The organism is Pectobacterium hainanensis, from assembly GCF_046237015.1.
In the GTDB taxonomy this organism is placed as follows: domain Bacteria; phylum Pseudomonadota; class Gammaproteobacteria; order Enterobacterales; family Enterobacteriaceae; genus JBJYIN01.
This window is the reverse complement of sequence record NZ_JBJYIN010000022.1, coordinates 49,824-76,745: the sequence shown is the minus strand read 5'-3', so window position 1 is coordinate 76,745 and position 26,922 is coordinate 49,824. Positions and strand designations below refer to the sequence as shown.

Below are 26,922 nucleotides of genomic sequence, written 5' to 3'. Positions count from 1 at the left end.
GATTTTTACACAGCCACTGGATCGGTCAACCGATCCTTAACTGATCGGCATTACTCTCTGAAGCCGAGCGGTTTTTTAGGCAAATCAGGTGCGGAACTCATCGAGGCGCGGGCATCCATGCCCATAATGACGCCGGATAGATTTAAGCAGCCAACATCAATCAAAAATCAGTGTTGCAAAAATGGTGGGGACCATAGATTTTCTCCCCAATATTGCAGAAAGGATTGAGAAGGGCATCATTTAGCCGTCAGCGACCGAGCTGACGTTTTTTATGACATGGGTCACTCTTCAGACGTGTGCTGAGCGAGAATATTTCTTTTGTACTTTAATTCGTTTATGCTGGCTGAAGCGTTTCAGTTCTAATATTAGCGACCTTCCTGGAGAGGATTGCTGGCATAACATACAGACCATGCCCAACAGAGTAGCGTTGTAGCTAACAACGCCGCACTTGATGTAAGAAGGGGATATTCTATGATGATGGCACGATCACAATGACACAGAGAATTTCATGACGGTCCGTATTGCAATAAACGGTTTTGGGCGAATTGGTCGTAGTGTTTTACGTGCGCTGTATGAGTCAGGCCGCCGGGCAGAAATTAGCGTTGTGGCTATTAATGAACTCGCGAGTGCCGAAGGTATTGCTCATTTGCTTAAATACGATTCGAGCCATGGTCGTTTCCCTTGGGATATCCGCCAAGAGTGTGACCAATTATATGTGGGAGACGATTGTATTCGTCTGCTGCATCAGGCGGACGTTGAACCGCTACCCTGGCGTGAATTAGGTGTTGATATCGTATTGGATTGTAGTGGTGTTTATGGCAGTCGTGCTGACGGTGAAGCGCATTTAGCGGCAGGAGCGAAAAAGGTCCTGTTTTCGCATCCGGGAACGTCGGATTTAGATGCAACGGTGGTATTTGGCGTGAATCATCAACAACTCAAAGCCGAGCATCGTATCGTTTCCAATGCCTCCTGCACAACGAATTGCATTATACCTATCATCAAGCTGTTGGATGATGCCTTTGGGATTGAGAACGGAACGGTCACCACCATCCATTCCTCAATGAACGATCAGCCAGTCATTGATGCGTATCACCACGATCTTCGACGTACTCGCGCGGCCAGTCATTCTATCATCCCCGTGGATACCAAACTTTCTGCTGGGATCACGCGAATTTTTCCGCAGTTTCTCGATCGTTTTGAAGCGATATCAGTCCGCGTTCCTACGATCAATGTGACGGCGATTGATTTAAGCGTTAGTGTAAAAACCGCAGTAAATGTAAATGAAATTAATGCATTATTGCAAAAATCAGCGCATGAATCATTTCGTGGTATAGTTGACTATACCGAATTGCCGTTAGTTTCGGCCGATTTTAACCATGATCCACACAGTGCTATTGTTGATGGCACACAGACTCGGGTCAGTGGTCAGCATCTGATTAAAACACTGGTCTGGTGCGACAATGAATGGGGTTTTGCCAACCGAATGTTGGATACAACACGGGCGATGGCAGCCTGCGGTTTCTAGTACGACGGTGTTGATCAGGGATCAATGTCTCGCTCAAGCGACTTTAAAAGAGAATCAACAAGAGGATTCACCATGTCTGTAATTAAGATGACCGATCTGGATCTGGCTGGAAAACGTGTGCTGATCCGTTCGGATCTGAACGTTCCAGTAAAAGAAGGTAAAGTGACGTCTGACGCGCGTATCCGCGCTTCTCTGCCAACCATCGAGCTGGCCCTGAAACAGGGCGCTCGCGTGATGGTGACTTCCCATCTGGGACGTCCAACAGAAGGGGAATATAACGAAGAGTTTTCCCTGTTGCCGGTAGTTAACTATCTGAAAGAAAAACTTTCCTCTCCGGTACGTCTGGCCAAGGATTATCTGGACGGCGTTGATGTTGCAGAGGGTGAGCTCGTTGTGCTGGAAAACGTTCGTTTTAATAAAGGCGAGAAAAAAGACGACGAAGTTCTGTCCAAGAAATATGCAGCTTTGTGTGATGTGTATGTCATGGATGCGTTCGGCACGGCCCACCGTGCTCAGGCGTCGACTCATGGCGTAGGTAAGTTCGCACCGATCGCGTGTGCTGGCCCGCTGTTGTCTGGCGAGCTGGATGCGTTGGGCAAAGCACTGGGTAACCCTGCTCGTCCAATGGTCGCTATTGTCGGTGGCTCCAAAGTTTCAACCAAACTGACAGTACTGGATTCCCTGTCCAAAATAGCGGATCAACTGATTGTTGGTGGTGGTATTGCCAACACGTTTGTTGCTGCTCAAGGCCACAATGTGGGCAAATCACTGTACGAAGCGGATCTGATTCCAGAAGCGAAAAAATTGCTGGAAACTTGCGATATTCCGGTTCCTAGCGATGTTCGTGTTGCGTCTGAGTTCTCTGAAACGGCAACGGCGACGTTGAAATCTGTTACTGCCATCAAGGACGAAGAACAGATTCTGGATCTGGGTGACGTTTCTGCAGAACGTTTGGCTGAAATTCTGAAAAACGCCAAAACGATCCTATGGAATGGTCCTGTCGGCGTATTCGAATTCCCGAACTTCCGCAAAGGTACTGAGATTGTTGCCAGAGCCATTGCTGAAAGCGATGCCTTCTCTATTGCTGGTGGTGGTGACACACTGGCTGCGATTGATCTGTTTGGTATTGCTGACCAAATATCCTACATTTCTACTGGTGGCGGCGCTTTCCTTGAATTCGTCGAAGGGAAAAAACTGCCAGCGGTTGTCATGCTGGAAGAACGTGCCAGACAGTAATGTTTTAAGCGGGGTGTAATCTAATTACCGCCGCTTCAGCTACTCTGGCAGGCGATGCCGGAGTAGCTTGTCGATTTAAACATCGATTTCTCTAACCCTCCACGGCCAACGAAACAGGACACGTAACATGTCTAAAATTTTTGATTTCGTAAAACCTGGTGTCATCACTGGTGATGACGTTCAGAAAGTTTTCGCAGTAGCAAAAGAAAACAAATTTGCTTTGCCAGCAGTGAACTGTGTCGGTAACGACTCAATCAACTCTGTGCTGGAAGCCGCAGCCAAAGTGCGTGCGCCGGTTATCGTGCAGTTTTCTAACGGTGGTGCTGCATTTATCGCGGGTAAAGGTCTGAAAGTCGAAGGCCAGCAGGCGGCAATTTTGGGTGCGATTTCTGGTGCTCACCATGTTCATCAGATGGCTGAACACTACGGTGTGCCGGTTATTCTGCATACTGACCATTGCGCTAAGAAACTGCTGCCGTGGTTGGATGGCCTGTTGGATGCAGGGGAAAAACATTTCGCTGCAACGGGCAAACCTCTGTTCTCTTCACATATGATCGACCTGTCAGAAGAGTCATTAGAAGAAAACATTGAGATTTGCAGTAAGTATCTGGCACGTATGGCCAAGCTGGATATGACGCTGGAAATTGAATTAGGCTGTACTGGCGGTGAAGAAGATGGTGTAGATAATAGCCATCTGGATAATTCTGCGTTATACACCCAACCGGAAGATGTCGCTTACGCTTACGAAAAACTGAGCGCTATCAGCCCACGCATTACGATTGCGGCTTCCTTCGGTAACGTTCACGGTGTTTACAAGCCGGGCAACGTACAACTGACGCCGAAAATTCTACGTAATTCTCAGGATTATGTGTCTGAGAAATATAACCTTCCTCACAATAGCCTCGACTTTGTGTTCCACGGTGGCTCCGGTTCTTCTGCTGAAGAGATTAAAGAAGCTGTCGGCTATGGTGTGGTTAAAATGAACATCGATACCGATACCCAATGGGCTACATGGGAAGGTATCCTGCACTACTATCAGAAAAACGAACATTACCTGCAAGGGCAGTTGGGCAACCCGGAAGGTGCTGATAAGCCTAACAAAAAATACTACGATCCACGTGCGTGGCTGCGTGCTGCACAAAACACCATGGTGGTACGTTTAGAAAAAGCCTTCAAAGAACTGAACGCGGTTGACGTTCTTTAACTAAGATTCTTGAGGGTTCATTTATCAAGGCTCCTGTGGGAGCCTTAATTTTATCCGTAGGTTGCGGTTTTGGTGTGAACGCTATTGTCTTGATAACGAGATTGTTTTGATAACGAGATCGTTTCGATAGCGAGCAAAAAACAGGAGAGGTTAAGTGGAAGAACTAAATGTTGGTGTGGAACAAGCGACGGGATGGTTAGTGAGCCATCAGGATATACTTATACAGTATGCGGTGAATATTGTTGCCGCATTGCTGACGTTGATTGTCGGGCTCGTTATTGCGCGATTTGTCTCGGGAACATTGAATAAATTACTGCTGAGTCGTTCTATTGACTCAACGGTGGCCGATTTCCTTTCTGCTCTGGTGCGTTACGGCATTATTGCTTTTACGCTGATTGCGGTGCTCAGCCGTGTAGGGGTACAAACAGCATCGGTGATTGCCGTGTTGGGTGCCGCGGGGTTGGCTGTAGGTTTGGCATTGCAGGGTTCGCTGGCGAATTTTGCCGCTGGCGTGTTACTGGTGACTTTTCGCCCTTTTCGCATTGGGGAATGGGTCGATCTTGGTGGTGTTGCGGGCACTGTTACCCAAGTACAAATTTTTTCCACCACGCTACGAACGGCTGATGGCAAAATTATTGTGGTGCCAAATGGCAAAGTGATTGCGGGTAATATCATTAATAGCTCACGTGAGCCGGATCGCCGTACCGAGATTATTGTTGGCGTGGCGTATAGTGCAGACATTGATGTCGTAAAAACGTTGCTAGGCGATATTATCGCCGCAGACAAACGCATTCAGCACAGTAAAGGTGTGACCATTCGTCTGAACGAAATGGCGGCGTCATCACTGAATTTTGTTGTTCAAGTGTGGACAACTAACGGAGATGCACAGGTGGTGTACTGGGATCTGTTGGAAAGTTTTAAACGTGTACTGGATGAGCACCGTATCGGGATTCCCTATCCTCAGATGGATGTACATCTTCACCATGTCGAGAACGAGTTAACAAACTAACCGCTCGAATAATTATCCGAGAGTCTTCTATTCTCTCGGATGATTGCGTTATAGCGTTCGATCAGAGCATGTCCACGACTTCCTTATTAGCATTTCTAATGAATGATTAGAAACATCCATTTCATCTAATATTTTTCTCTTTGTATGATGCAACCGTTGAATGGGCTCTGGCAGGCTTTGGCCGTCTGTTTATTGCCGCTGCTGGTTGTCATGCTGTGACGTTGAGAAATATGCTCAGCGTTTTTTATAAGAGGAACAAAATGTTAGCTGTATTTTTACAAGGTTTTCTACTCGGTGCGGCAATGATTTTACCCCTAGGGCCGCAGAATGCCTTCGTGATGAATCAGGGGATCCGTCGCCAGTATCATTTGATGATCGCGTTACTGTGTTCGCTCAGCGACGTGGTACTGATTTGTGCGGGTATTTTTGGCGGAAGCGCTTTACTGAGCCAATCTTCGTTACTGATGGCGATGGTCACCTGGGGCGGTGTCGCGTTTTTATTGTGGTATGGTTGGGGGGCGATGAAGACCGCTTTCAGTAAAAACATATCGCTCGCCGATGCAGAGATCATGAAGCAGAGTCGCTGGCGTATTATTGTGACCATGCTGGCTGTGACCTGGCTCAACCCGCATGTCTATCTGGATACGTTTGTTGTTCTGGGAAGTGTGGGGAGTCAGTTCGGTACAGGGGCACGTAGCTGGTTTGCCATTGGAACGATTGTCGCCTCGTTTACCTGGTTTTTTTCACTGGCGCTACTGGCTGCCTGGCTTGCTCCCTGGCTAAATCGACCCCGTTCACAACGAATCATTAATTTGTTTGTTGGCGTAGTGATGTGGGGGATCGCGATCCAATTGGCTCGTCATGGTTGGTAATCGATAAGCCTGTTTGACGCCTTTTCCACAGTACTTTCTTCCCCTATTTTCAGGAATTCACCTATATTTTGTTGTGGCAGCGCTACGCTATGGTGGCTGCTGCAATCTATTATTTGCCTGTGCCTATTTTTATCAATAAGTATGGTTTACCAATGCAGTAAATGGGTTGTCGGCAGTGTCCGATAGCGTTTGCTGGTTGTGCTAATAAGCCATCTGGCCTTTAGCGATAAGAGAGAAATAAAGGAGAGACTGTGAAGCTGAAAGTATTAGCATTAGCTGCGATGGTGGGGTTCGGTTCATTACCGCTGGCGATTCAAGCGGCAGAATTGCCGGATGGCCCGCATATTGTTACGTCTGGCACGTCTAGCGTTGACGCTACCCCTGATATGGCCCGTCTGGCTATCGAGGTGAGCGTATCATCAAAAGATGCAGCCGATGCAAAAAAGCAGGTTGATGCACGTGTTGCTCAATATTTTGATTTCCTGGGAAAAAATGGTATTGAGAAGAAAGACATCAGCGCAGCCAACTTACGCACGCAGCCTGAATATGATTATCTGAAAACGGGCGGCTCTGTTCTGAAAGGCTATCGGGCGGTACGGCAGGTGGAAGTCACTTTGCGGCAGTTGGATAAGCTGAATGAACTCTTGGATGGCGCGCTGAAAGCAGGACTGAATGAAATCCGCACGGTTGATTTGGGGGTTGTAAACCCAGAAAGCTACCGTGAAGAGGCACGTAAAAAAGCGATAGAGCAGGCAACTACACAGGCGCAGTCTTTAGCTCAGGGCTTCAACGCTAAACTGGGGCCGATCTATAGCATCCGTTACCACGTCGCTAACTATCAACCTATGCCAATGGCCAGAATGTTTAAAACGGCCGAGGCTGCGGTACAAAGTGACGCTGCCCAAACGTATGAGCAGCAGACGATTCACTTTGACGATCAGGTTGATGTGGTATTTGAATTACAGCGCAACCCATAGCGCACGATCAAGACGCCTTTACGATTGTCTAAGTACCTGATGTCCATGCGCAAGCAGGGCATCAGTGACTTTTCTCATCATCCTGCTTTCCGGTGCGAAACGATGCCAATAGAGCATGCGGCGTTGAAATAACCCAGGAGTGAGGTCAATTAACTCGTTACTGCTCAACTCTTTCTCAATTTGCAGGTGTGGGATCATACAGCAGGTGGTTCCCTGCCGAGCTAATTGCACGAAGGCTTCTGATGAATTCACGATATGGCACGGTACGCTGCCGGGAGAGAGATCAAAATTTTGTTGTAGAAATGCCTGATGCATATCGTCAAGGTGATCGAACGCGACCGCTGGTGCGCGCAGTAGCGCTGAACGTGTTACACCATTTGGGAAGTAACGTTCGGCAAAAGAAGGCGAAGCGACAAAAAGGTAATCCAGAGCCCCCAGCTTATCGACCAGACAGCTTGGTAGCGGCTGTGGCTGAATACTTACTGCACCGACCACTTCACCACGCCGCAATCTTTCCTGCGTGCGCGTTTCATCTTCTACCTGCAAGTTCAGACGAATAGGGGAATCAACCAAGACCGGTTGCAATGCGGGCAAAAGCCAGGTAGCCAGACTGTCAGCGTTGACGGCCAGAGACAAAAGCAACGGAATATCGCTGTTGGTTTCATTACCCAGCCATTCTTCTTCCAGCAACTCGACTTGATGCAGCAGAGCCAGTAATTTCTGGCCTTGCTCGGTGGGGCGTGGCGGAATGGTCCTGACGAGTAGCGGCTGACCAAACAGGTTTTCCAACTGTTTAATACGTTGTGATACCGCGGATTGTGTAATGCACAATTTCTGTGCGGCGCGTTCAAAGCCCCGCTCACGTATTACGGCATCCAGAGCTTGAAGCGTTCGATAGTCCGGGCGTTTCATTGAAGTAAGTATTCCTCTGAATGAAGTCGGTTTTTTTTCACTATGCCACATTTTGCTGTGTTGACATGCAGAAATCTTATTTCCCCGTTTACGGTTCATGAAATAATGCACGGAAAACGTAGGGAATTTGCGCTATTTATTAGAAGGCATACTCTATAATATGCACCGTTTTTCGTATTAATGGACGTAAAGTGGACAAACTATGACACAAGATGAATTGAAAAAAGCAGTCGGATGGGCAGCATTGGATTACGTTCGTCCTGACACCATTGTCGGGGTGGGAACCGGTTCGACCGCTGCTCATTTTATTGATGCACTGGGTTCGATAAAGCATCAGATTAAAGGTGCGGTATCCAGTTCTGATGCTTCAACAGCCAAACTTAAAAGTTTGGGAATTCCCGTATTTGATTGTAATGACGTTGACTCCCTGGATGTGTATGTGGACGGCGCAGATGAAATCAACGGGCATATGCAAATGATTAAAGGCGGTGGCGCCGCGCTTACACGCGAAAAAATTATTGCGGCAATTTCTCGCCAGTTTGTCTGCATCGTCGATGCGTCGAAACAGGTCGATGTATTGGGCAAATTCCCGTTACCCGTTGAAGTGATTCCAATGGCCAGGGCTTACGTCGCACGCGAGTTAGCCAAGATGGGTGCCCAGCCCGTGTACCGTCAGGGCGTGGTAACGGATAATGGCAATATTATTCTGGATGTACACAATCTGAACATGATGGATGCCGTTGCTGTTGAGAATCATATCAATGGTATCGCGGGTGTCGTGACCGTTGGGCTGTTTGCTAATCGTGGTGCTGATGTGGCGTTGGTCGGGACAGCAGACGGCGTAAAAACGGTGGTTAAGTGAGTTTTAAATCGTTTCGGGGTCGGATGGGCTTTTGCGTCTAAAAATTTTTCTATAAAAAAGTTTTTTATTTAACGGCTCATTTTTGGTACTTAATATCACTTTTTCTTATTTTGTCCATTAACGGTATGGCAATGCACACTTTTAGCAATATTTTTCGCCAGAAATCTTTTTGCTGTGTTGTGTTTGCCATATTAACCAGGCAATCGTTTGTATTGCCGAGTGCGTAAATTTTGTTATGTTGGCAGGAGCTATTTGGCAAGCAGTCGCATCTGAAGTCTGAAAATAAGGTCGGGAAATGGCAAAGGTATCACTGGAAAAAGAGAAAATTAAGTTTCTGTTAGTGGAAGGCGTGCACCAGAATGCGCTGGAGAATCTGCGTGCAGCGGGTTACACCAACATTGAGTACCATAAAGGGGCATTAGACGCGGAATCCCTGAAGGAATCCATCCGTGATGCGCACTTTATTGGTATCCGTTCGCGCACGCATCTGACGGAAGACGTTTTTGCTGCCGCAGAGAAATTAATCGCGGTTGGCTGTTTCTGTATCGGAACAAACCAGGTTGATTTATCGGCAGCGACAAAACGTGGTATCCCGGTATTCAACGCGCCTTTTTCCAATACCCGTTCCGTTGCGGAAATGGTACTGGGTGAAATGCTGTTATTGCTACGCGGTATTCCTGCTGCGAATGCAAAAGCACACCGTGGTGTCTGGCATAAGTTGGCCGTTGGATCGTTTGAAGCGCGCGGCAAGAAGCTGGGCATTATCGGTTATGGTCACATTGGTACGCAGTTGGGTATTCTGGCCGAAGGGCTAGGCATGCACGTTTACTTCTATGATATCGAAAGTAAATTGCCACTGGGTAATGCACAACAAGTTCGCCACCTTTCAGATTTGCTGAACATGAGCGACGTGGTGAGCCTGCATGTGCCGGAAAATGACAGCACGCAGAATATGATGGGAGCGGAAGAACTGGCACTGATGAAGCCAGGTTCCATCCTGATTAACGCCGCTCGCGGGACCGTGGTTGATATTCCCGCACTGTGCGAAGCGTTGAGCAGCAAACATCTGTCTGGCGCGGCCATTGACGTATTTCCACAGGAACCCGCAACCAACAGCGATCCTTTCCTGTCCCCATTATGTGAATTTGACAATGTGCTGCTGACGCCGCATATCGGTGGTTCCACACAGGAAGCACAAGAGAACATCGGCGATGAGGTTGCCGGTAAGCTGGCCAAGTACTCGGATAACGGTTCTACGTTGTCGGCCGTTAACTTCCCTGAGGTTTCTCTGCCAGTACATAGTGAACGTGCCAGTCGGTTGCTGCATATTCATGAAAATCGTCCGGGGGTATTGACGCGGATTAACCAGATTTTCGCCGAGCAGGGTATCAACATCGCCGCTCAGTATCTGCAAACATCGGCAGAGATTGGTTATGTGGTCATTGATGTTGAAACGGATGGGGCTCAAACGGCATTGCAGCTGATGAAGGCTATTCCGGGTACGATTCGGGCTCGCCTGTTGTACTAATCTATCGTTGACTGATGTGTTACCAGCCTAATTTTTTACAGGCGTTTGATAACGAATTTCATCTTCCTTCAAATCCCCGCTCTGTCGGGGATTTTTTTAGAGCATGTGTTGATCTCAGGAATTCCCCTTGTTTCATTTTTTCATGATAAAAAATAATTTTATTGAAACGTGATTTCTATCACGTTGTTTTAGGTGGGCATTGGAATAGGCGTGCCGATAACCTTATGGCTCCTTTTATTGTTTTATGAAAGGAATGAGAGACATCTTGTCCTCTCACCGTAGGCCAGCCTGTGGCTGGTTTAATTTGTCCCTCGTTTAGCGTCCTATGACGAGATGCATAAATGAGACTCGCCCTAGAGCGCTAACGCTTTGTACCGTTCAAAACGTTAACGTTTTGTTTTGCAACTCGAATTATGTAGGGGATGTTTGGGCTCTGCTACAAAATAGCAGGGGTAATGTATACCAGTGATGGTGAATAAGAATGCAACCGATGTCTATTCAAAGGGAGAAACCGAGTTACGTTAATAACATACGTCTCGTTTCGCTATTTATTACGCTTTTTTCAATCATTCTGATTTTATTTGCACTTTCTATTGGGACCGCTAGCTATTTTCTGAAGCAAAGCAACGACGCTCTGGATAAGGCTAATGAATTGTCCGATGTTCGGGCTGGCATTAGTAGTAGCCTTGATCAGTTGCGTGTCGTGAGGTTACTGCTTATTCAAGCGGGGTCTGCTAATCGTATCGGCGATAGTGAAGTCTTCAAGGTTGCTTCAGACCAGGCGGCAGGCCGTATTAGAGCTTCACAGAAACGCCTTGATGAATACTTTGCCCGGCCAGATAAGTTAGCAAGCGAGAGTTCATTGGATGACGAAATTCTCAAAGCCTATGCCGACTACCGTGATAACGCGATTCTCGTTATGCAGAAAGCGACGATGGAACACGGATTTGAAGAAGTCATCTCCTTAGAAGGTACGTTGGCTCGTACTTTAGATGAAGCATTTAGCATTCCTGTTCGTAAAAAAGTCAGTGAATTAACGAAGGCTGCACAGGAGATCAATCTGCGGGCAGAACAGAACGCCAAACTGGGTTACTGGATGATGGCGGGTTCCTTTGTCCTGTCTATCATTATGGCGATCATGGCCTACATCATGGTACGCAATGTGATCCTCGCGCCAATTAACAGACTGGTTGAGCGTATCCAGAAGATTGCCGCAGGCGATTTGACGCAACCGCCGATGGTAATGGGGCGTAATGAAATCGGTATTCTGGGGACGAATATCCAGAACATGCAGGCAGAACTGACGGATACGGTGACGATCGTGCGCGAAGGGGCGGACTCGATCTATCAGGGATCGTCAGAAATTACGGCGGGTAACGTCGATCTCTCTTCGCGCACCGAGCAGCAGGCGGCCGCGTTGGAGGAAACAGCCGCGAGCATGGAACAGCTGACCGCAACGGTGAAACAGAACTCTGACAACGCCCATCACGCCAGTCAACTGGCGAAAAATGCCTCTGAAAAAGCTGAGAAGGGCGGACAGATCGTGAAAAACGTGGTGGATACCATGCAGGATATTTCCACCAGTTCACGACGCATTTCCGAAATCACCTCCGTCATTAATAGCATTGCGTTCCAGACCAACATTCTGGCGTTGAACGCTGCGGTAGAGGCCGCACGTGCGGGTGAACAAGGTCGTGGTTTTGCGGTGGTGGCGGGTGAAGTTCGTAATTTGGCGCAGCGTAGCGCACAGGCCGCGAAAGAGATTGAAGGGCTGATTGGCGAATCGAGCAGGCTGGTGGAGACAGGTTCTGGGCTCGTGTCTCAGGCAGGCACAACCATGGGTGAGATTGTCCGCGCGGTTGTCAGCGTGACCGATATCATGGGTGAAATTGCTTCCGCTTCTGACGAACAGAGCCGTGGCATTGGGCAGGTGAGTCAGGCCGTGTCTGAAATGGATAGCGCGACACAGCAGAATGCGGCGCTGGTGCAGGAAGCCTCGGCAGCAGCCGTTTCGCTTGAAGAACAGGCCGCTCGTCTGACGCAGGCTGTCGCAGTATTCAAGCTGGCTGGTGTGGCTCAGAAGCTGAAAGCGTCATTGCCGAAGGCTACGGCGCAGCCGCGCTTAGCACCGGCGATGGCCATTGCCGGAACCAGTAGCAAAGGCAGCGATAATCAAAACTGGGAAACGTTCTGATCGGGTAAGTGAAGCCGTATTGGAAAGAAAAATGGCCCGCAATTTATTGCGGGCCATTTGTTTATCACGTCTGGTGACGGCTTATTTAGCAATCTTCTTGTATTTGATGCGGTGTGGTTCCAGCGCATCGGCGCCCAACGTACGCTTTTTGTATTCTTCGTATTCGGTAAAGTTACCCTCGAAGAATTCTACTTTACCTTCATCCTGGTAATCCAGAATGTGCGTCGCGATACGGTCGAGGAACCAACGGTCATGCGAGATCACCATGGCACAGCCGGGGAATTCCAGCAGGGCGTTCTCCAGCGCACGTAGGGTTTCGATATCCAAGTCGTTGGTCGGTTCATCGAGCAACAGCACGTTGCCGCCGACCTGCAATAGCTTCGCCAGATGCAGACGACCGCGTTCACCACCGGACAGCTCGCCAACGCGTTTGCCCTGATCAACCCCTTTGAAGTTGAAACGGCCAACGTACGCACGGCTTGGCATTTCAGTGTTGCCGATGCGCATGATGTCCTGCCCACCGGACACTTCTTCCCAGACGGTTTTGCTGTTGTCCATCGCGTCACGGAACTGATCGACTGAGGCCAATTTCACCGTTTCACCCAGTTCAATTGTGCCGCTATCTGGCTGTTCCTGACCGGACATCATGCGGAACAGCGTTGATTTACCCGCACCGTTCGGGCCGATAATGCCGACAATCGCGCCTTTCGGTACGGAGAAAGAAAGGCCATCGATGAGCTGGCGTTCGCCGTAAGATTTGCTGAGATTGGAGACTTCCACCACTTTATCGCCGAGGCGGGCACCAGGCGGAATAAACAGTTCGTTGGTTTCGTTACGTTTCTGGTATTCCGTGTTGTTCAGTTCTTCAAAGCGAGCCAAACGCGCCTTACCTTTGGACTGACGGCCTTTAGCCCCCTGACGAACCCACTCCAGCTCTTTCTCAATAGATTTGCGGCGTGCCGCTTCCTGAGACGCCTCCTGTGCCAGACGCTGATCTTTCTGCTCCAGCCAGGACGAGTAGTTGCCTTCCCATGGAATGCCTTCACCACGGTCCAGCTCCAGAATCCAGCCCGCGACGTTATCGAGGAAGTAACGGTCGTGGGTAATCGCCACCACGGTGCCCTCGAAGTCGTGCAGGAAGCGTTCCAGCCAGGCGACAGACTCGGCATCCAAGTGGTTGGTCGGTTCGTCGAGCAACAGCATGTCTGGTTTTTCCAGCAGCAAGCGGCACAGTGCCACGCGGCGACGTTCACCCCCAGACAAATTGGTGATTTTTGCATCCCACTCTGGCAAGCGCAGGGCATCCGCCGCGCGCTCCAGTTGGTTATTCAGGTTGTGACCGTCGTGTGCCTGAATGACTTCTTCCAGTCGACCTTGCTCGGCGGCCAGTTTATCGAAGTCCGCATCCGGGTCGGCATACAGGGCGTAAACTTCATCCAGACGCTTTAACGCATTAACAACTTCTGAGACCGCTTCCTCAACTGATTCACGAACGGTGTGTTCCGGGTTGAGCTGCGGTTCCTGCGGCAAATAGCCGATTTTGATGCCAGGTTGTGGGCGAGCTTCACCCTCGATGTCCGTATCAATGCCAGCCATAATACGCAACAGCGTTGATTTACCGGCTCCGTTCAGACCCAGTACGCCGATCTTGGCACCGGGGAAAAAACTGAGGGAGATGTTTTTCAGAATATGACGTTTCGGCGGAACGACCTTACCGACACGATGCATGGTATAAACATATTGAGCCACGTTGCGACTTCGCCTCTCTCTTATCTCTATGATTTGTCACCCTAAGCTGGTGACCATATGTAGCACGGCTGCCCGGTAGACGCCCTGGCAGCAGATTGATTGTTTTAATTGCATTACTTTAAGTATGAAGTGTAGCGGGTTTCAGACCGCGATCCCAGCTATCCGGCGATTTGCCATGTCCGATCTGAGACGTAGGTCCGTCTGATGAATTTCGGAATCGGTTGACGGATCGACGTATCGTTGTCTGGCATGATGTGCCACACTGGATCTGCCCGATAGGATAGGGTATCGATACGATGAAGGATGCCGATAGCAGGTTCGATAACGGATGAGGTTAATGCAGGTGATGAAAGCAGGTTATGGGTGGTACGCCCTTGTGGCGATATGTCTGGCTGGGGTTTCCGGTCATGTGCTGGCCGATTCTCTGGACGAACAGCGTCAGCGCTATCAACAGGTTAAACAGGCGTGGGATAGCAACCAGATGGACACGGTCGCGCAGTTGATGCCGACGCTGCGCAGTTACCCGCTTTATCCTTATCTTGAATACCGCTCGCTCACGCAGGATCTGAGTCAGGTTAGCGCAACGCAGGTAAGGCAGTTTATGGCAACACATCCGACATTGCCGCCAGCCCGTAATCTTAATACCAGCTTTGTGAATGAGCTGGCGCGTCGTCAGGACTGGAGCGGGCTACTGGCATTTAGCCCGCAGCCGCCGAAACCGGTCAGTGCCCGCTGTAATTTTTATTATGCTCAGTGGGCGACGGGCCAGCGTCAAGGCTTGTGGGATGCCACGCGTGATATCTGGCTGACCGGGCGTTCGCTTCCCGCCGTGTGCGATAAACTCTTCTCTGTCTGGCAGCAGGCGGGTGAACAGACACCATTGACGACATTGGAACGCATTCGTCTGGCGATGAATGAAGGTAGCAGTGGTCTGGTGAGTTATCTCGTCAAGCAGCTACCTGATGATTATAAAACGATGGGTGATGCACTGCTAAAACTCCAGAGCGATCCGAATTCGCTGGAAAGTTTTGCCCGTACTGTTGGGCCGACGGATTTCACCCGTAAGGTTACGCTCTCGGTCTTTACACGCACTGCACGTCAGGATGCTGATAATGCCCGTTCTATGCTGCCTGTCATTGTTCGTTTGCAGAAAATGAGCGCAGCAGAGCGTCAGGAAATGGAAGAAACCATTGCCTGGCGACTGATGGGCAACGATGCCACACCAGAGCAGGCGCAGTGGCGGGATGGTGTGGTGCGTAAGAGCACATCGACCACCTTGCTGGAGCGTCGTGTACGAATGGCGTTGGGTGCAGGCGATCGTCAGGGGCTAACAAGCTGGATGGCACGTTTGCCGGCAGAGGCGTTACAGAAGGACGAATGGCGCTACTGGCGTGCGGTGGTGCTGTTGGATCAGGGAAAACGTCAGGACGGTGGGACGCTATTACGCAGCCTGATGCAAGAACGCGGGTTCTATCCGATGGCGGCGGCGCAGAAACTGAACGAGCGCTATCCGATTACGATCATGACAGCGGTGAAGCCGGATCCTTCTTTATCCCAGCTACCGGAAGTCGCTCGCGTGCGGGAATTGATGTTCTGGCAGATGGATAATCTGGCGCGTAGTGAATGGGTGGGGCTGGTGGCGAATCACAGTAAACCGCAGCAGGAGGCGCTGGCTCGCTATGCATTTGAACAGCGCTGGGCGGATTTGAGCGTGCAGGCGACGATTGCTGCGAAGCTGTGGGATCATCTGGAAGAGCGTTTCCCGCTGGCTTGGAATGACGAATTCCGCCGCGAAACGCAGGGAAAAGGGATTAGCCAGAGCTATGCGATGGCGATTGCGCGTCAGGAGAGCGCCTGGAATCCGAAAGCACGTTCTCCAGTTGGCGCATCGGGTTTGATGCAGTTGATGCCCGCAACGGCGCAGCAGACTGCCAAAATGAGCAATATTACGTTTTACAATAATAGCAGCCAGTTGTTCGATCCTGAGACCAATATTCTATTGGGAACGAGCTATCTGGAGTATGTCTACCAGACATTTGGTCGTAACCGTATCCTGTCTTCTGCGGCTTATAATGCCGGGCCGTCGCGGGTGAATACCTGGCTGAGAAATAGCGCAGGGCGCATCGATCCCGTTGCATTTATCGAAAGCATTCCGTTCTCGGAAACGCGGGGATACGTGAAAAATGTGCTGGCCTATGATGTTTTCTATCGCTATTTCCTTCATCAGCCAGCCAATGTGCTGACGGAGTCAGAGTGGCAGCGGCGTTATTGAGACGCGGTGTTGCGATCGCTGACTGAAATTGTGTTATGCTGCCGTACTAGTTAAATAGTATGGCAGCCCGTTATGAATCCGCTATTCCTTACCGATCCCGCACTTTCTGAGCAAGATAATGAAAATTGGCAGCGCTTTGTTGCTCTGTTGCAAGAATCAGTCAGTGAGGAGCTCCAACAGCCGTTATTGCAGTTGCTACTGACACCCGACGAACGTATGGCTCTGGGGACTCGAGTACGGATTATTCAGGAATTGATGCGGGGAGAAATGAGCCAGCGGGAGTTAAAAAGTGAATTAGGGGCGGGGATCGCGACGATTACTCGAGGTTCTAATAGTCTGAAGGCCGCACCTCCCGCGTTGAAACAATGGCTGGAGGCGCAGTTGCTGTCTACGGAGCACGTTCCCGCAGAGAAAAGAGAACGTTAACCTGCGGGATGTACGGGTGTTTGGTAAATGGGGTTATGGAATGGAACTAATGCCAGCAGCAGAGCCTGATGATAAACACTGGTACGTGACAATTTCCCATCAGTAAAGACCCCAATGGCTCCACCCTTGTGTTTAATATTTTGTACGCCAGTCAGACGTTCCATTTCGTCGCCTAACTCCCGTCCTTCACGGATACCGTGTAGTATACTTTCTGGCAGAACCAGGCTTGCAGAACGTGATTCGCCTCGCAGATGGGTATTTTCGACAACCATCCAGGCAAATGTCATGGATTCTTCGATCCCTGCTTCAACGCCGACCCAAAAGTTCGCTTCAGGTCTAACTTGACGAGCCATCATGACACGGTTTCTGGCGCCTGTTCGGGTTTCTAACGAACCAAGCGGCTGGCGTGGGACGCCGCTGTCGACATCAACACCTTCAATGCGACAGTGATCTGCGCCAAAGACGTCGGTGAATGCTAAAGTAATAGCTTTGATTTTTGCTGGGTTGGTAGTGGCAGCGACAACATGATACATAACGGTTTCATACTCTTTAGTTAATTTGACGCAGTATAACGGAAAATAACCATGTTACAGGTATATCTTGTTCGCCACGGCGAAACAGAATGGAATGTGGCGCGACGTATTCAAGGTCAGTCCGACAGTGTCCTGACGTCGCGTGGTGAGCAACAGGCTTACCAGGTTGCTGAACGCATCAAAACATTGGGTATTACGCATATTTTTACCAGCGATCTGGGGCGGACACGTCAGACAACGGCGATTATTTCTCGCGTTTGCCCTGACTGTCAGGTTGTTGTGGAACCGGGACTACGTGAATTGCATATGGGGGTGCTTGAGGAGCGGGATATTGGTTCGCTCAGTGCACAAGAAGAGTCCTGGCGGAAACAGCTCGTCGACGGCACACCTAATGGTCGGATCCCCGAAGGGGAATCGATGAGTGAGCTGGCCGATCGTATGCACAGCGTGTTAGCTCGTTGCCTGACCTTGCCGGAAGGAAGCCAGCCACTGCTGGTCAGCCACGGGATGGCGTTGGGATGTTTGCTGAGCACGATATTAGGATTACCCGCATCGGCCGAGAGGCGTCTGCGTCTGCGCAACTGCTCCCTGTCGCGCATTGACTATCAACAAAGCCCATGGCTGGCTCCCGGCTGGGTGGTCGAAACGGCCGGGGATGTTGCCCATCTGGACCTGCCCGCTCTGGATGAGTTACAGCGCTAAGGCCCCATTGTTATGTTGGATGGGGATTAAATATTCGCAGCGTATGATCGCTGGGATTTCCCCGTTCTCACTTTGTTTGGGATGGAAGCGCTCGGCGTCGAACCCTTTGCGGCGGATCAGTTTGAAGCTGGGTAAACACGTGTCATATAGCGTGATGATAAAATTCTGTAACCCATCGGGCGGCCCTTCATAAATAAACATGGCGTAGTCACCGCCGGGCAACGTGATGGGTTCTCCCGTATGCACATCATCCGGCAGGTATTGTGGTTCCAGCGCGGTGGTGTAGAGAACTTCATGTTCGTCGTCTTTTTCTTTACTCGGCTGTGAGTGATGTAATCCATACAGTACGGGAGGAACCGCTTTTGTTTCCCCTAAGAACTGGCGCCAATAATGGATACGAATTTCCGCTCTGAAATTGCAAATCTGTTCCAGTGGGCAATTATAGGTTTGCGTGAGCCCAAGTAACGGCGTCTCCGGCAACTCGATAAACTGAGGCTGTGGTAGCGTGAATTCACCTAACCGTATAGGCGGGTGTATTCCAAATGTATCCCAGTTATCTGAACGGCGATAGGACGCGGGTGTCTGCGCAAACTGTTTTTTGAACGCGCGGGTGAACGTCTGCTGAGAGTCAAAACGGTATTGCAACGCAATATCCAGAATAGGGCGACTGGTCAGGCAAAGCGCAACTGCTGCTTTGGTTAAGCGCCGCGCACGAATATAGGAACCAATGGCATGGCCCGTGACGTCTTTAAACATTCGTTGTAGGTGCCATTTCGAATAGCCCGCTTTCGCCGCGACATTATCAAGTGATAAAGGCTGGTCGAGATGGCTTTCCAGCCAGTTAAGCAGATCACGTATAATACTGGCTTGATCCATAGATCTTCCTCATGAGACACACTGAGCACTAAACGCATTGAGATCCTGTATCATAGCAATTTTTTGACATTGTCACCGCTTAAGATTTTTGAAGAAATGTAGCAGGTAATTTGAATAGCGTGGTTGATGGGAAGTGTGATCCGCTGTGGCTTCCTGACTGATATTGTGGAGCGTCATTTAGATGAATAATCAGAGATCCTTGAAAATGAACAAAAGATTAATGATAAGTATCGGGCTGTTATTGCTATCGGCAACGAGCTCGGTACGGGCGGAGCAGATAGGATCTGTCGATACCGTATTTAAATTGTTGGGGCCGGACCATAAAATAGTGGTAGAAGCGTTTGATGATCCTGATGTGAGCAACGTGACTTGCTACATTAGCCGGGCTAAAACGGGCGGTATCAAAGGAGGATTAGGGCTGGCAGAAGATACTTCTGATGCGGCAATTTCTTGTCAGCAAGTGGGGCCTATTGTGTTGACCGACAAGATCAAGAACGCTGGCGATCGAGGCGATGTTGTTTTCCAGAAGCGGACATCGCTGGTTTTCAAAAAGCTACAGGTGGTACGTTTTTACGATCAAAAACGTAATTCATTGATCTATCTTACTTATTCAGATCGCTTGGTTGATGGATCGCCTAAAAATGCCCTAAGTGCAGTACCTGTGATGCCTTGGGGAAAAACGACGAACTGAGCGTCGCCGTGACTGAACAGTGTCAGACGGTATGACATAAATATGAGAATGTAAAAAGCCGAAGCAGTGTTTCTTACTTCGGCTTGATAAGCATTAGTCTTCTAAATCACCGCAGAAACGGTAACCTTCGCCATGGATCGTGGCGATGATTTCCGGCGTATCTGCCGTGGACTCGAAATGCTTCCTGATACGGCGGATGGTCACATCAACCGTGCGATCGTGAGGTTTCAACTCGCGACCTGTCATCTTCTTCAGTAGCTCTGCGCGGGATTGAATTTTTCCTGGATTCTCACAGAAATGCAGCATCGCGCGGAATTCACTACGCGGTAGCTTGTACTGTTCGCCAGCAGGGCTGATCAACGAACGACTATTGATATCCAATTCCCAACCGTTGAAACGGTAACTTTCAACGAGACGACGTTCTTCTGTTCCGCCTCCCAAATTCATGGTTCGGGACAGTAGGTTGCGTGCACGAATGGTTAACTCACGAGGATTGAAAGGCTTGGTAATATAGTCGTCAGCACCGATCTCCAAACCCAGAATTTTATCGACTTCGTTGTCGCGCCCGGTGAGGAACATCAATGCAACACTGGCTTGCTCACGCAATTCACGGGCCAACAACAAACCATTTTTACCCGGCAGGTTGATATCCATGATGACCAGATTGATGTCATTTTCCGACAGAATATGATGCATCTCTGCACCGTCTGTGGCTTCGTGAACAATGTATCCTTCGGCCTCAAAAATACTTTTGAGGGTATTACGAGTTACCAACTCGTCTTCAACAATAAGAATATGCGGCGTCTGCATGTTTGCTACCTAAAATTGCCAACTAAATTATAGAAATCGGGAGTACAGAAGTCGCTGTTATCATTATGAGGCAAAGGTCGTTATCTCACCCAACATTAGACTAAAGTACGTAAATACATTCCTGGTGCACATTCCACCCGCCAAAATAGCGGTATACCCGTCATACTTCAAGTTGCATGTGCGTTGGCTGCGCTACTCGGCCCGTCGTGGGCCTCGCCCTAAAGGGCCGCTGCAAGCAGCGTTCAAACCTGCCTCTGGCAGATTTGTCAGTCACCCGAATCACTTACTCAAGTAAGCTCATCGGGATTCCTTCGCTTGCCGCCTTCCTGAAACTTGAATTATTTAGGGTATATACGGGTGACAGCGGAGCTGATTTAACAGAGCTTAAAAAGTGGTGCACAGTTTAACCTTATTAACAGCAACATAACAGTGAACACTGATTTTGCTGGCTGATAAATCTACGGTTCCGTTGACATATATCAAACTTCATTGTAGCACGTTAACTATTTTGTGAAAAAGACTTACAAGATTGCTAGTTTAAGTCACAATTTAGCATCTTTTGTGCACGATTCAGCATAGCAAATGCTGATGACAGTAATAAATACGTTGGACTGGCGTACGAAGAAAGGGTGGTAATGAGTTGCGGCTAACTATCTAATTTTTATAATAAATACGTAGGGTAAGTTTGCCGTTTTTCCAATTAAACTTGGTTTCGTCACTGTGACGAGATGATATCGACATTTTTGTTGTGTAATTGTTAATTTTTACATCATCAATGTCCGACGTTTTTATGTCATAGAGGGCATTTATGCAATTTCATATTATTTTGGTTGAGCCCGCACGAGCTGAGAATGTTGGTGCCGCGGCAAGGGCAATGAAAACCATGGGGTTCAGCAGTTTACGTATTGTAAACAGCTCGGCGCATCGGGCACCTGCGGCGGGGTGGGTCGCTCATGGTTCCGGCGATATCCTTGAGATGGCCACGACATTTACCACACTACAAGAAGCATTGGCTGATGTGAATTTTACCATTGCCACGACGGCGCGTAGCCGCGCCAGATTCCGTTACTATTGTTCGCCTGCCGATTTGCTTGGCGTCATGCAGGAACGCTCTCAGTGGATTGGATCTGCGGCCCTGGTTTTTGGACGCGAAGATTCCGGGCTGACGAATGAAGAACTTGAGTTAGCCGATATCTTGACAGGTGTGCCGATGAAAGCGGACTACCCATCACTGAATCTGGGTCAGGCGGTAATGGTGTATTGCTATCAATTGTCGGAGTTGATGCAGGTTTCGTCAGCCCATCCGGCTAAGCCTCAGACTGGTTCGTTATCTGCATTACGATTGCGTTTGGAACGATTGTTAATGACGTTGGGCGTGAGCGAAGATGAAAAGTTGCAAGACTGGATTCATCAACGGCTGGGTCGTTTAGAACAAAGGGATACGGCAATGCTGCATACTTTATTACATGATGTTGAGAAAGTGCTATCCAAAGAAGATCATGAGAAATGATTTTTTCACAGCAAAACATGTCGGTTTGAAGATTATGACAAGTAATCGTGTCGTTCGTTCCTTATCTTGCAGATGATTTCACGTTTCTCGTTTACTCACATGACTGATGAAAAAAAAGAAATCCATTGACTTCAAGCGGCGATTGCCCTAACTAATAGGGCAGCATTATTTTAAATCTATCGAGACAGACTTTACCTATGCGTACTATCAGCCTGATCACCACGATTATTACCATCACCGGTACAACCAGTAACGGTGCGGGCTGACGCGTACAACGAATCCGAAAAAGCCCGCACCAAACAGTGCGGGCTTTTTTTTATGGCAGAATTCAGGAGAGAACATAAAAATGCGAGTGTTGAAATTTGGCGGGACTTCAGTGGCGAATGCGGAACGTTTTATGCGCGTTGCCGATATTATTGAAAACAATGCTCGCCAGGGACAGGTTGCCGCCGTACTGTCAGCACCGGCAAAAATTACCAATCATCTGGTTGCGATGATTGAAAAGACGGTCGCCGGACAGGATTTACTGCCTAATCTCAATGATGCTGAAACTATTTTCTCCTCTTTACTGCAAGGCCTCGCTGAATCTCAGCCTGGCTTTGAACTGGCCCGTCTTAAAGCATTTGTCGATCAAGAATTTGCTCAGCTAAAACAGGTTTTGCACGGTATTGCGTTGCTGGGACAGTGTCCTGATAGCGTTAACGCTGCGATTATTTGCCGAGGCGAAAAACTGTCGATTGCTATTATGGAAGCCGTCTTCCAAGCTCGTGGCTACGGGGTGTCCGTCATCAATCCAGTGGAGAAACTGCTGGCTCAGGGGCATTATCTGGAATCTACCGTTGATATTACAGAATCCACGCGTCGTATCGCTGAAAGCGCTATCCCGAACGATCATGTGATTCTGATGGCAGGCTTCACTGCATGTAACGATAAAGGCGAACTGGTCGTATTAGGCCGTAATGGTTCCGATTATTCCGCTGCGGTGCTGGCAGCCTGTTTGCGAGCGGATTGTTGTGAAATCTGGACGGATGTGGATGGGGTTTATACCTGCGATCCACGTCAGGTACCGGACGCCCGATTACTGAAGTCGATGTCCTATCAGGAGGCGATGGAATTATCCTATTTCGGAGCCAAAGTCCTCCATCCCAGAACCATCGCCCCCATCGCTCAATTCCAAATTCCCTGCCTTATCAAAAACACTGAAAACCCACAGGCCCCCGGTACGTTGATTGGTATGGAGAGTACTGATACGCAATATCCGGTTAAAGGCATTACTAACCTGAATAACATGGCCATGTTTAATGTGTCAGGCCCTGGTATGAAAGGGATGGTAGGCATGGCTGCGCGAGTTTTTGCCGCGATGTCCCGTGCGGGGATTTCGGTTGTACTGATTACCCAATCCTCTTCTGAATACAGTATTAGCTTCTGCGTGTCGCAAAATGAATTGGCGCGTGCCAGAAAGACGTTGGAAGACGAGTTCTATCTGGAATTGAAAGAAGGATTGCTTGAGCCGCTGGATGTGATGGAGCGTCTAGCGATCATTTCTGTGGTGGGTGATGGCATGCGTACGCTACGTGGCTTGTCTGCCCGCCTGTTCTCCGCATTGGCAAGCGCTAATATCAATATTGTCGCCATTGCTCAGGGCTCATCCGAACGTTCTATATCGGTGGTTGTCAGTAATGATATGGCGACAACTGGTGTACGCGTCGCTCACCAAATGCTGTTTAATACCGAGCAAGTTATTGATGTGTTCGTGATTGGTGTGGGTGGCGTTGGTGGTGCGTTGCTGGAACAGATTCATCGTCAGCAACCGTGGCTTAAGCGAAAGCATATCGATCTGAGAGTCGTCGGTATTGCCAATTCCAAAGCATTACTGACCAATATCAATGGTATTCCAATGGACTCCTGGCGTGATGAGTTGGAAAAAGCCCGTGAACCATTCAATCTGGGTCGTTTGATTCGTTTGGTAAAAGAGTATCACTTGTTGAACCCGGTTATTGTTGATTGCACCTCGAGTCAGGCAGTTGCCGATCAGTATGCTGATTTTCTGGCTGATGGTTTCCATGTTGTGACGCCAAACAAGAAAGCCAATACGGGTTCCATGAATTACTACCAACAGTTGCGTAGCGCTGCGGCGAAGTCACGTCGTCGTTTTCTGTACGACACTAACGTCGGTGCCGGGCTTCCTGTGATTGAAAATCTTCAGAATCTGTTGAATGCCGGGGATGAACTAATCCGTTTTACCGGTATTCTCTCCGGCTCACTCTCGTTTATTTTCGGTAAGTTGGATGAGGGGATGTCGTTGTCTGAAGCGACCGCACAAGCGAAAGAGAAAGGTTATACCGAGCCGGATCCGCGTGATGATCTGTCTGGGATGGATGTTGCGCGCAAGCTGCTGATTCTGGCCCGTGAAGCCGGTTATAAATTGGAACTGGAGGATATTGAGGTCGAATCTGTTCTGCCTGTCAGTTTTGATGCTTCAGGTGATGTAGAGAGTTTTATGCGTCGCTTACCTTCAGTGGATGAAGCGTTTTCCAGCCGTCTCGCACAGGCTCGAGATGAGGGGAAAGTGTTACGTTATGTCGGTGTGATTGATGAAGGGCGCTGTAAAGTTCAGATCAGCGCTGTCGGGGGCGACGATCCTTTATTCAAAGTCAAAGATGGTGAGAATGCGTTGGCATTCTACAGCCGTTATTATCAGCCACTGCCGCTCGTATTGCGCGGTTATGGCGCGGGTAACGATGTTACCGCTGCTGGTGTGTTCGCCGATCTGCTGCGCACCTTGTCATGGAAGTTAGGAGCATAATTATGGTTAAGGTGTATGCACCTGCATCGATCGGTAACGTCAGCGTGGGGTTTGATGTGCTGGGGGCGGCCGTTTCGCCGGTAGACGGTTCACTGTTGGGCGATTGCGTTTCTGTTGAAGCCGCCGATCTGTTTAGCTTGCGTAATGAAGGGCGTTTCGTCAGCAAACTGCCTGATAACCCGAAAGAAAACATTGTGTATCAATGTTGGGAACGCTTTTGCCAGGAAATTGGCAAAACCATACCGGTGGCCATGACGCTCGAAAAAAATATGCCGATTGGTTCAGGGTTAGGTTCCAGCGCCTGTTCTGTCGTCGCGGGGTTGATGGCGATGAATGAATTTTGTGGGAGACCGTTGGATGATACCCGCTTATTGACGCTGATGGGCGAGCTGGAGGGGCGTATTTCCGGCAGCGTACATTATGATAATGTTGCGCCTTGCTTTCTTGGCGGTATTCAATTGATGTTGGAAGAAGAGGGCATCATCAGTCAGCCCGTTCCCTCGTTTGACGATTGGCTATGGGTTATGGCCTATCCGGGGATAAAAGTTTCAACGGCTGAAGCGCGAGCAATCTTACCTGCGCAGTATCGTCGGCAGGATTGTGTCAGCCATGGTCGATATCTGGCGGGGTTTATCCACGCTTGTCATACCGGACAAGCATCGCTGGCGGCCAAATTGATGAAAGATGTTATAGCAGAACCTTATCGTACTAAACTGCTGCCCGGTTTTGCCGACGCTCGTCAAGCGGCGGAGGATATCGGTGCGCTGGCCTGCGGTATTTCCGGCTCTGGCCCAACACTCTTTTCCGTTTGCAATAATATGGCGAGCGCTGAGCGTTTAGCTGATTGGCTGCGGGATAATTATTTGCAGAATGATGAAGGTTTTGTTCATATTTGCCGTCTGGATACAGCTGGCGCACGACAACTGGGATAACGCATGAAACTGTACAACCTTAAAGATCATAACGAGCAGGTCAGTTTTGCTCAGGCTATCAAGCAAGGGCTGGGTAGCCAACAAGGGCTATTCTTCCCGCTGGAGTTGCCAGAGTTTGAGCGCACTGAAATTGACGAACTGCTGGGTCTGGATTTCGTCACCCGCAGCAGCCGCATTCTGTCTGCGTATATTGGCGATGAGATCGCCGCTGAAACCGTGTTCGAGCGCGTAAAAGCGGCATTTGCGTTTCCTGCACCGGTTGCGCCTGTTGCGGAAGATATCGCCGCGCTGGAACTGTTCCACGGCCCGACGCTGGCCTTTAAAGACTTCGGCGGCCGCTTTATGGCGCAAATGCTGACGGAAGTATCGGGCGACGAGAAAATTACCATTCTGACGGCGACTTCCGGCGACACGGGGGCTGCCGTGGCGCATGCTTTCTACGGTCTGGAAAATGTCCGTGTCGTAATTCTGTATCCGCAAGGCAGGATCAGCCCGTTGCAGGAAAAACTGTTCTGTACGCTGGGTGGCAACATCCATACCATCGCCGTTGACAGTGATTTCGATGCTTGTCAGGCATTGGTGAAAAAGGCGTTTGATGATGAAGAGTTGAAAAAGGCGATTGGCCTGAATTCAGCGAACTCCATCAACATCAGCCGCCTACTGGCGCAAATTTGCTACTACTTTGAAGCGGTTGCACAACTACCACAGGAAGCGCGTAACCAACTGGTAGTTTCCGTGCCGAGTGGTAATTTTGGCGATCTAACGGCTGGTTTGTTGGCGAAATCGCTCGGTCTACCGATTAAACGTTTCATTGCGGCGACTAACGCCAATGACACCGTACCGCGCTTCCTGAGCAGCGGAAATTGGGAACCCAATAAAACGGTGGCAACGTTATCCAACGCGATGGACGTCAGTCAGCCGAACAACTGGCCGCGTGTGGAAGAGTTGTTCCGCCGTAAAAACTGGCAGTTGAAAACGCTGGGCTTTGGCGCGGTAAGTGATGATACGACCAAAGAAACCATGCATGAACTGGATGCGTTGGGTTATGTCTCTGAGCCGCATGCCGCTATTGCCTATCGATTGCTGCGCGATCAGCTCCAGTCCGGTGAGTTTGGCTTGTTCCTCGGCACGGCGCATCCGGCAAAATTCAAAGAAAGCGTGGAAGCGATTTTGGGCAAGACACTGGACTTGCCTGAAGCGCTGGCAAAACGTGCCGATCTGGATTTGCTATCGCATCACTTCCCTGATGATTTTACGGCGTTGCGCCAGTTTTTGATGGCGTTGCCGCAGTAATCA

23 protein-coding genes and 1 other annotated feature are annotated in these 26,922 nt (G+C 49.4%); of the genes, 18 read left to right on the top strand and 5 right to left on the bottom strand.

Going from position 1 to position 26,922, the window contains the following annotated elements; all coding sequences use genetic code 11:
• The first annotated feature begins 508 nt into the window (after positions 1–508).
• The 6 genes from epd (at position 509) to ACKPVM_RS18565 (ending at position 6,823) form a co-directional block, all read left to right on the top strand.
• Positions 509–1,525, top strand: coding sequence for an erythrose-4-phosphate dehydrogenase (gene epd, locus ACKPVM_RS18590; RefSeq protein ID WP_409311288.1), 1,017 nt, complete (start codon positions 509–511; stop codon positions 1,523–1,525).
• A 72-nt stretch (positions 1,526–1,597) separates the two neighbouring features.
• Complete coding sequence (gene pgk / locus ACKPVM_RS18585; protein WP_409311287.1) at positions 1,598–2,761, top strand: phosphoglycerate kinase; 1,164 nt, start codon at positions 1,598–1,600, stop codon at positions 2,759–2,761.
• Between the two features lie 127 nt (positions 2,762–2,888).
• Positions 2,889–3,965, top strand: coding sequence for a class II fructose-bisphosphate aldolase (fbaA, locus tag ACKPVM_RS18580; RefSeq protein WP_409311286.1), 1,077 nt, complete (start codon positions 2,889–2,891; stop codon positions 3,963–3,965).
• Positions 3,966–4,119: 154 nt separating this feature from the next.
• A complete protein-coding gene (gene mscS, locus ACKPVM_RS18575) occupies positions 4,120–4,974 on the top strand; it encodes a small-conductance mechanosensitive channel MscS (RefSeq protein WP_409311285.1) in 855 nt (284 codons plus the stop codon).
• 260 nt (positions 4,975–5,234) lie between these two features.
• On the top strand, positions 5,235–5,846 hold the full coding sequence (gene argO, locus ACKPVM_RS18570) for an arginine exporter ArgO (protein ID WP_409311284.1): 612 nt from the start codon (positions 5,235–5,237) through the stop codon (positions 5,844–5,846).
• A 251-nt stretch (positions 5,847–6,097) separates the two neighbouring features.
• Complete coding sequence (locus ACKPVM_RS18565; protein ID WP_409311283.1) at positions 6,098–6,823, top strand: oxidative stress defense protein; 726 nt, start codon at positions 6,098–6,100, stop codon at positions 6,821–6,823.
• A gap of 18 nt (positions 6,824–6,841) precedes the next feature.
• Here ACKPVM_RS18565 and ACKPVM_RS18560 read toward each other — a convergent pair whose 3' ends face one another.
• Positions 6,842–7,735, bottom strand: a complete 894-nt coding sequence (locus tag ACKPVM_RS18560; RefSeq protein WP_409311282.1) for a LysR family transcriptional regulator ArgP — start codon at positions 7,733–7,735, stop codon at positions 6,842–6,844.
• A 202-nt stretch (positions 7,736–7,937) separates the two neighbouring features.
• Here ACKPVM_RS18560 and rpiA point away from each other — a divergent pair, with 202 nt between their 5' ends.
• From rpiA to ACKPVM_RS18545, 3 genes are all read left to right on the top strand, one after another.
• Positions 7,938–8,597, top strand: a complete 660-nt coding sequence (gene rpiA, locus ACKPVM_RS18555; protein WP_409311281.1) for a ribose-5-phosphate isomerase RpiA — start codon at positions 7,938–7,940, stop codon at positions 8,595–8,597.
• A gap of 295 nt (positions 8,598–8,892) precedes the next feature.
• Positions 8,893–10,125, top strand: a complete 1,233-nt coding sequence (gene serA, locus ACKPVM_RS18550) for a phosphoglycerate dehydrogenase (RefSeq protein ID WP_409311280.1) — start codon at positions 8,893–8,895, stop codon at positions 10,123–10,125.
• A 490-nt stretch (positions 10,126–10,615) separates the two neighbouring features.
• Entirely contained in the window at positions 10,616–12,319 is a 1,704-nt protein-coding gene (locus ACKPVM_RS18545; protein WP_409311279.1) for a methyl-accepting chemotaxis protein, read from the top strand.
• A gap of 81 nt (positions 12,320–12,400) precedes the next feature.
• Here the strand turns inward: ACKPVM_RS18545 and ettA are convergent, their stop codons facing one another.
• Positions 12,401–14,068, bottom strand: a complete 1,668-nt coding sequence (gene ettA / locus ACKPVM_RS18540) for an energy-dependent translational throttle protein EttA (protein WP_409311278.1) — start codon at positions 14,066–14,068, stop codon at positions 12,401–12,403.
• 346 nt (positions 14,069–14,414) lie between these two features.
• On the opposite strand from ettA, the gene sltY reads away from it, so the two are divergent.
• A complete protein-coding gene (gene sltY, locus ACKPVM_RS18535; RefSeq protein ID WP_409311291.1) occupies positions 14,415–16,340 on the top strand; it encodes a murein transglycosylase in 1,926 nt (641 codons plus the stop codon).
• A gap of 72 nt (positions 16,341–16,412) precedes the next feature.
• Entirely contained in the window at positions 16,413–16,766 is a 354-nt protein-coding gene (gene trpR / locus ACKPVM_RS18530; RefSeq protein ID WP_409311277.1) for a trp operon repressor, read from the top strand.
• Here trpR and yjjX read toward each other — a convergent pair.
• Positions 16,763–17,299, bottom strand: a complete 537-nt coding sequence (gene yjjX / locus ACKPVM_RS18525; protein ID WP_409311276.1) for an inosine/xanthosine triphosphatase — start codon at positions 17,297–17,299, stop codon at positions 16,763–16,765. The two genes, trpR and yjjX, sit on opposite strands and share 4 nt — an antisense overlap.
• Positions 17,300–17,350: 51 nt before the next feature.
• Between yjjX and gpmB the strand changes: the two genes are divergently transcribed.
• Positions 17,351–18,001 carry a 2,3-diphosphoglycerate-dependent phosphoglycerate mutase GpmB gene (gpmB, locus tag ACKPVM_RS18520; protein ID WP_409311275.1) on the top strand — a complete coding sequence of 217 codons (651 nt, stop codon included), beginning with the start codon at positions 17,351–17,353 and terminating at the stop codon, positions 17,999–18,001.
• On the opposite strand, the gene robA is transcribed toward gpmB, so the two are convergent.
• Positions 17,990–18,877: an MDR efflux pump AcrAB transcriptional activator RobA gene (gene robA / locus ACKPVM_RS18515; RefSeq protein ID WP_409311274.1), complete on the bottom strand. Its 888-nt coding sequence runs from the start codon at positions 18,875–18,877 to the stop codon at positions 17,990–17,992. The genes gpmB and robA overlap by 12 nt on opposite strands.
• A gap of 220 nt (positions 18,878–19,097) precedes the next feature.
• Here robA and creA point away from each other — a divergent pair, with 220 nt between their 5' ends.
• A complete protein-coding gene (creA, locus tag ACKPVM_RS18510) occupies positions 19,098–19,568 on the top strand; it encodes a protein CreA (protein WP_409311290.1) in 471 nt (156 codons plus the stop codon).
• Positions 19,569–19,661: 93 nt separating this feature from the next.
• On the opposite strand, the gene arcA is transcribed toward creA, so the two are convergent.
• Positions 19,662–20,378: a two-component system response regulator ArcA gene (gene arcA / locus ACKPVM_RS18505; protein WP_208229690.1), complete on the bottom strand. Its 717-nt coding sequence runs from the start codon at positions 20,376–20,378 to the stop codon at positions 19,662–19,664.
• An 808-nt stretch (positions 20,379–21,186) separates the two neighbouring features.
• On the opposite strand from arcA, the gene ACKPVM_RS18500 reads away from it, so the two are divergent.
• From ACKPVM_RS18500 to thrC, 5 genes are all read left to right on the top strand, one after another.
• On the top strand, positions 21,187–21,888 hold the full coding sequence (locus ACKPVM_RS18500; RefSeq protein WP_409311273.1) for a tRNA/rRNA methyltransferase: 702 nt from the start codon (positions 21,187–21,189) through the stop codon (positions 21,886–21,888).
• A 197-nt stretch (positions 21,889–22,085) separates the two neighbouring features.
• On the top strand, positions 22,086–22,154 hold the full coding sequence (gene thrL / locus ACKPVM_RS18495; protein WP_109052666.1) for a thr operon leader peptide: 69 nt from the start codon (positions 22,086–22,088) through the stop codon (positions 22,152–22,154).
• Positions 22,093–22,207 (top strand) — a sequence feature (Thr leader region). Its footprint overlaps the gene before it by 62 nt.
• A 27-nt stretch (positions 22,208–22,234) precedes the next feature.
• Positions 22,235–24,694, top strand: coding sequence for a bifunctional aspartate kinase/homoserine dehydrogenase I (thrA, locus tag ACKPVM_RS18490; RefSeq protein WP_409311272.1), 2,460 nt, complete (start codon positions 22,235–22,237; stop codon positions 24,692–24,694).
• A 2-nt stretch (positions 24,695–24,696) separates the two neighbouring features.
• Positions 24,697–25,626, top strand: coding sequence for a homoserine kinase (gene thrB / locus ACKPVM_RS18485; protein WP_409311271.1), 930 nt, complete (start codon positions 24,697–24,699; stop codon positions 25,624–25,626).
• A 3-nt stretch (positions 25,627–25,629) separates the two neighbouring features.
• On the top strand, positions 25,630–26,919 hold the full coding sequence (thrC, locus tag ACKPVM_RS18480; RefSeq protein ID WP_409311270.1) for a threonine synthase: 1,290 nt from the start codon (positions 25,630–25,632) through the stop codon (positions 26,917–26,919).
• Positions 26,920–26,922 lie beyond the last annotated feature (3 nt).

Excerpts from the sequence above, each read along its gene's own strand:
- yjjX (WP_409311276.1), bottom strand. The coding sequence starts at position 17,299 with ATGTATCATGTTGTCGCTGCCACTACCAACCCAGCAAAAATCAAAGCT.
- robA (WP_409311274.1), bottom strand. The coding sequence starts at position 18,877 with ATGGATCAAGCCAGTATTATACGTGATCTGCTTAACTGGCTGGAAAGC.
- ACKPVM_RS18545 (WP_409311279.1), top strand. The coding sequence starts at position 10,616 with ATGTCTATTCAAAGGGAGAAACCGAGTTACGTTAATAACATACGTCTC.
- serA (WP_409311280.1), top strand. The coding sequence starts at position 8,893 with ATGGCAAAGGTATCACTGGAAAAAGAGAAAATTAAGTTTCTGTTAGTG.
- argO (WP_409311284.1), top strand. The coding sequence starts at position 5,235 with ATGTTAGCTGTATTTTTACAAGGTTTTCTACTCGGTGCGGCAATGATT.
- thrB (WP_409311271.1), top strand. The coding sequence starts at position 24,697 with ATGGTTAAGGTGTATGCACCTGCATCGATCGGTAACGTCAGCGTGGGG.
- fbaA (WP_409311286.1), top strand. The coding sequence starts at position 2,889 with ATGTCTAAAATTTTTGATTTCGTAAAACCTGGTGTCATCACTGGTGAT.
- gpmB (WP_409311275.1), top strand. The coding sequence starts at position 17,351 with ATGTTACAGGTATATCTTGTTCGCCACGGCGAAACAGAATGGAATGTG.
- trpR (WP_409311277.1), top strand. The coding sequence starts at position 16,413 with ATGAATCCGCTATTCCTTACCGATCCCGCACTTTCTGAGCAAGATAAT.
- sltY (WP_409311291.1), top strand. The coding sequence starts at position 14,415 with ATGAAAGCAGGTTATGGGTGGTACGCCCTTGTGGCGATATGTCTGGCT.
- creA (WP_409311290.1), top strand. The coding sequence starts at position 19,098 with ATGATAAGTATCGGGCTGTTATTGCTATCGGCAACGAGCTCGGTACGG.
- ACKPVM_RS18500 (WP_409311273.1), top strand. The coding sequence starts at position 21,187 with ATGCAATTTCATATTATTTTGGTTGAGCCCGCACGAGCTGAGAATGTT.
- thrA (WP_409311272.1), top strand. The coding sequence starts at position 22,235 with ATGCGAGTGTTGAAATTTGGCGGGACTTCAGTGGCGAATGCGGAACGT.
- thrC (WP_409311270.1), top strand. The coding sequence starts at position 25,630 with ATGAAACTGTACAACCTTAAAGATCATAACGAGCAGGTCAGTTTTGCT.
- ACKPVM_RS18560 (WP_409311282.1), bottom strand. The coding sequence starts at position 7,735 with ATGAAACGCCCGGACTATCGAACGCTTCAAGCTCTGGATGCCGTAATA.
- pgk (WP_409311287.1), top strand. The coding sequence starts at position 1,598 with ATGTCTGTAATTAAGATGACCGATCTGGATCTGGCTGGAAAACGTGTG.
- arcA (WP_208229690.1), bottom strand. The coding sequence starts at position 20,378 with ATGCAGACGCCGCATATTCTTATTGTTGAAGACGAGTTGGTAACTCGT.
- epd (WP_409311288.1), top strand. The coding sequence starts at position 509 with ATGACGGTCCGTATTGCAATAAACGGTTTTGGGCGAATTGGTCGTAGT.
- rpiA (WP_409311281.1), top strand. The coding sequence starts at position 7,938 with ATGACACAAGATGAATTGAAAAAAGCAGTCGGATGGGCAGCATTGGAT.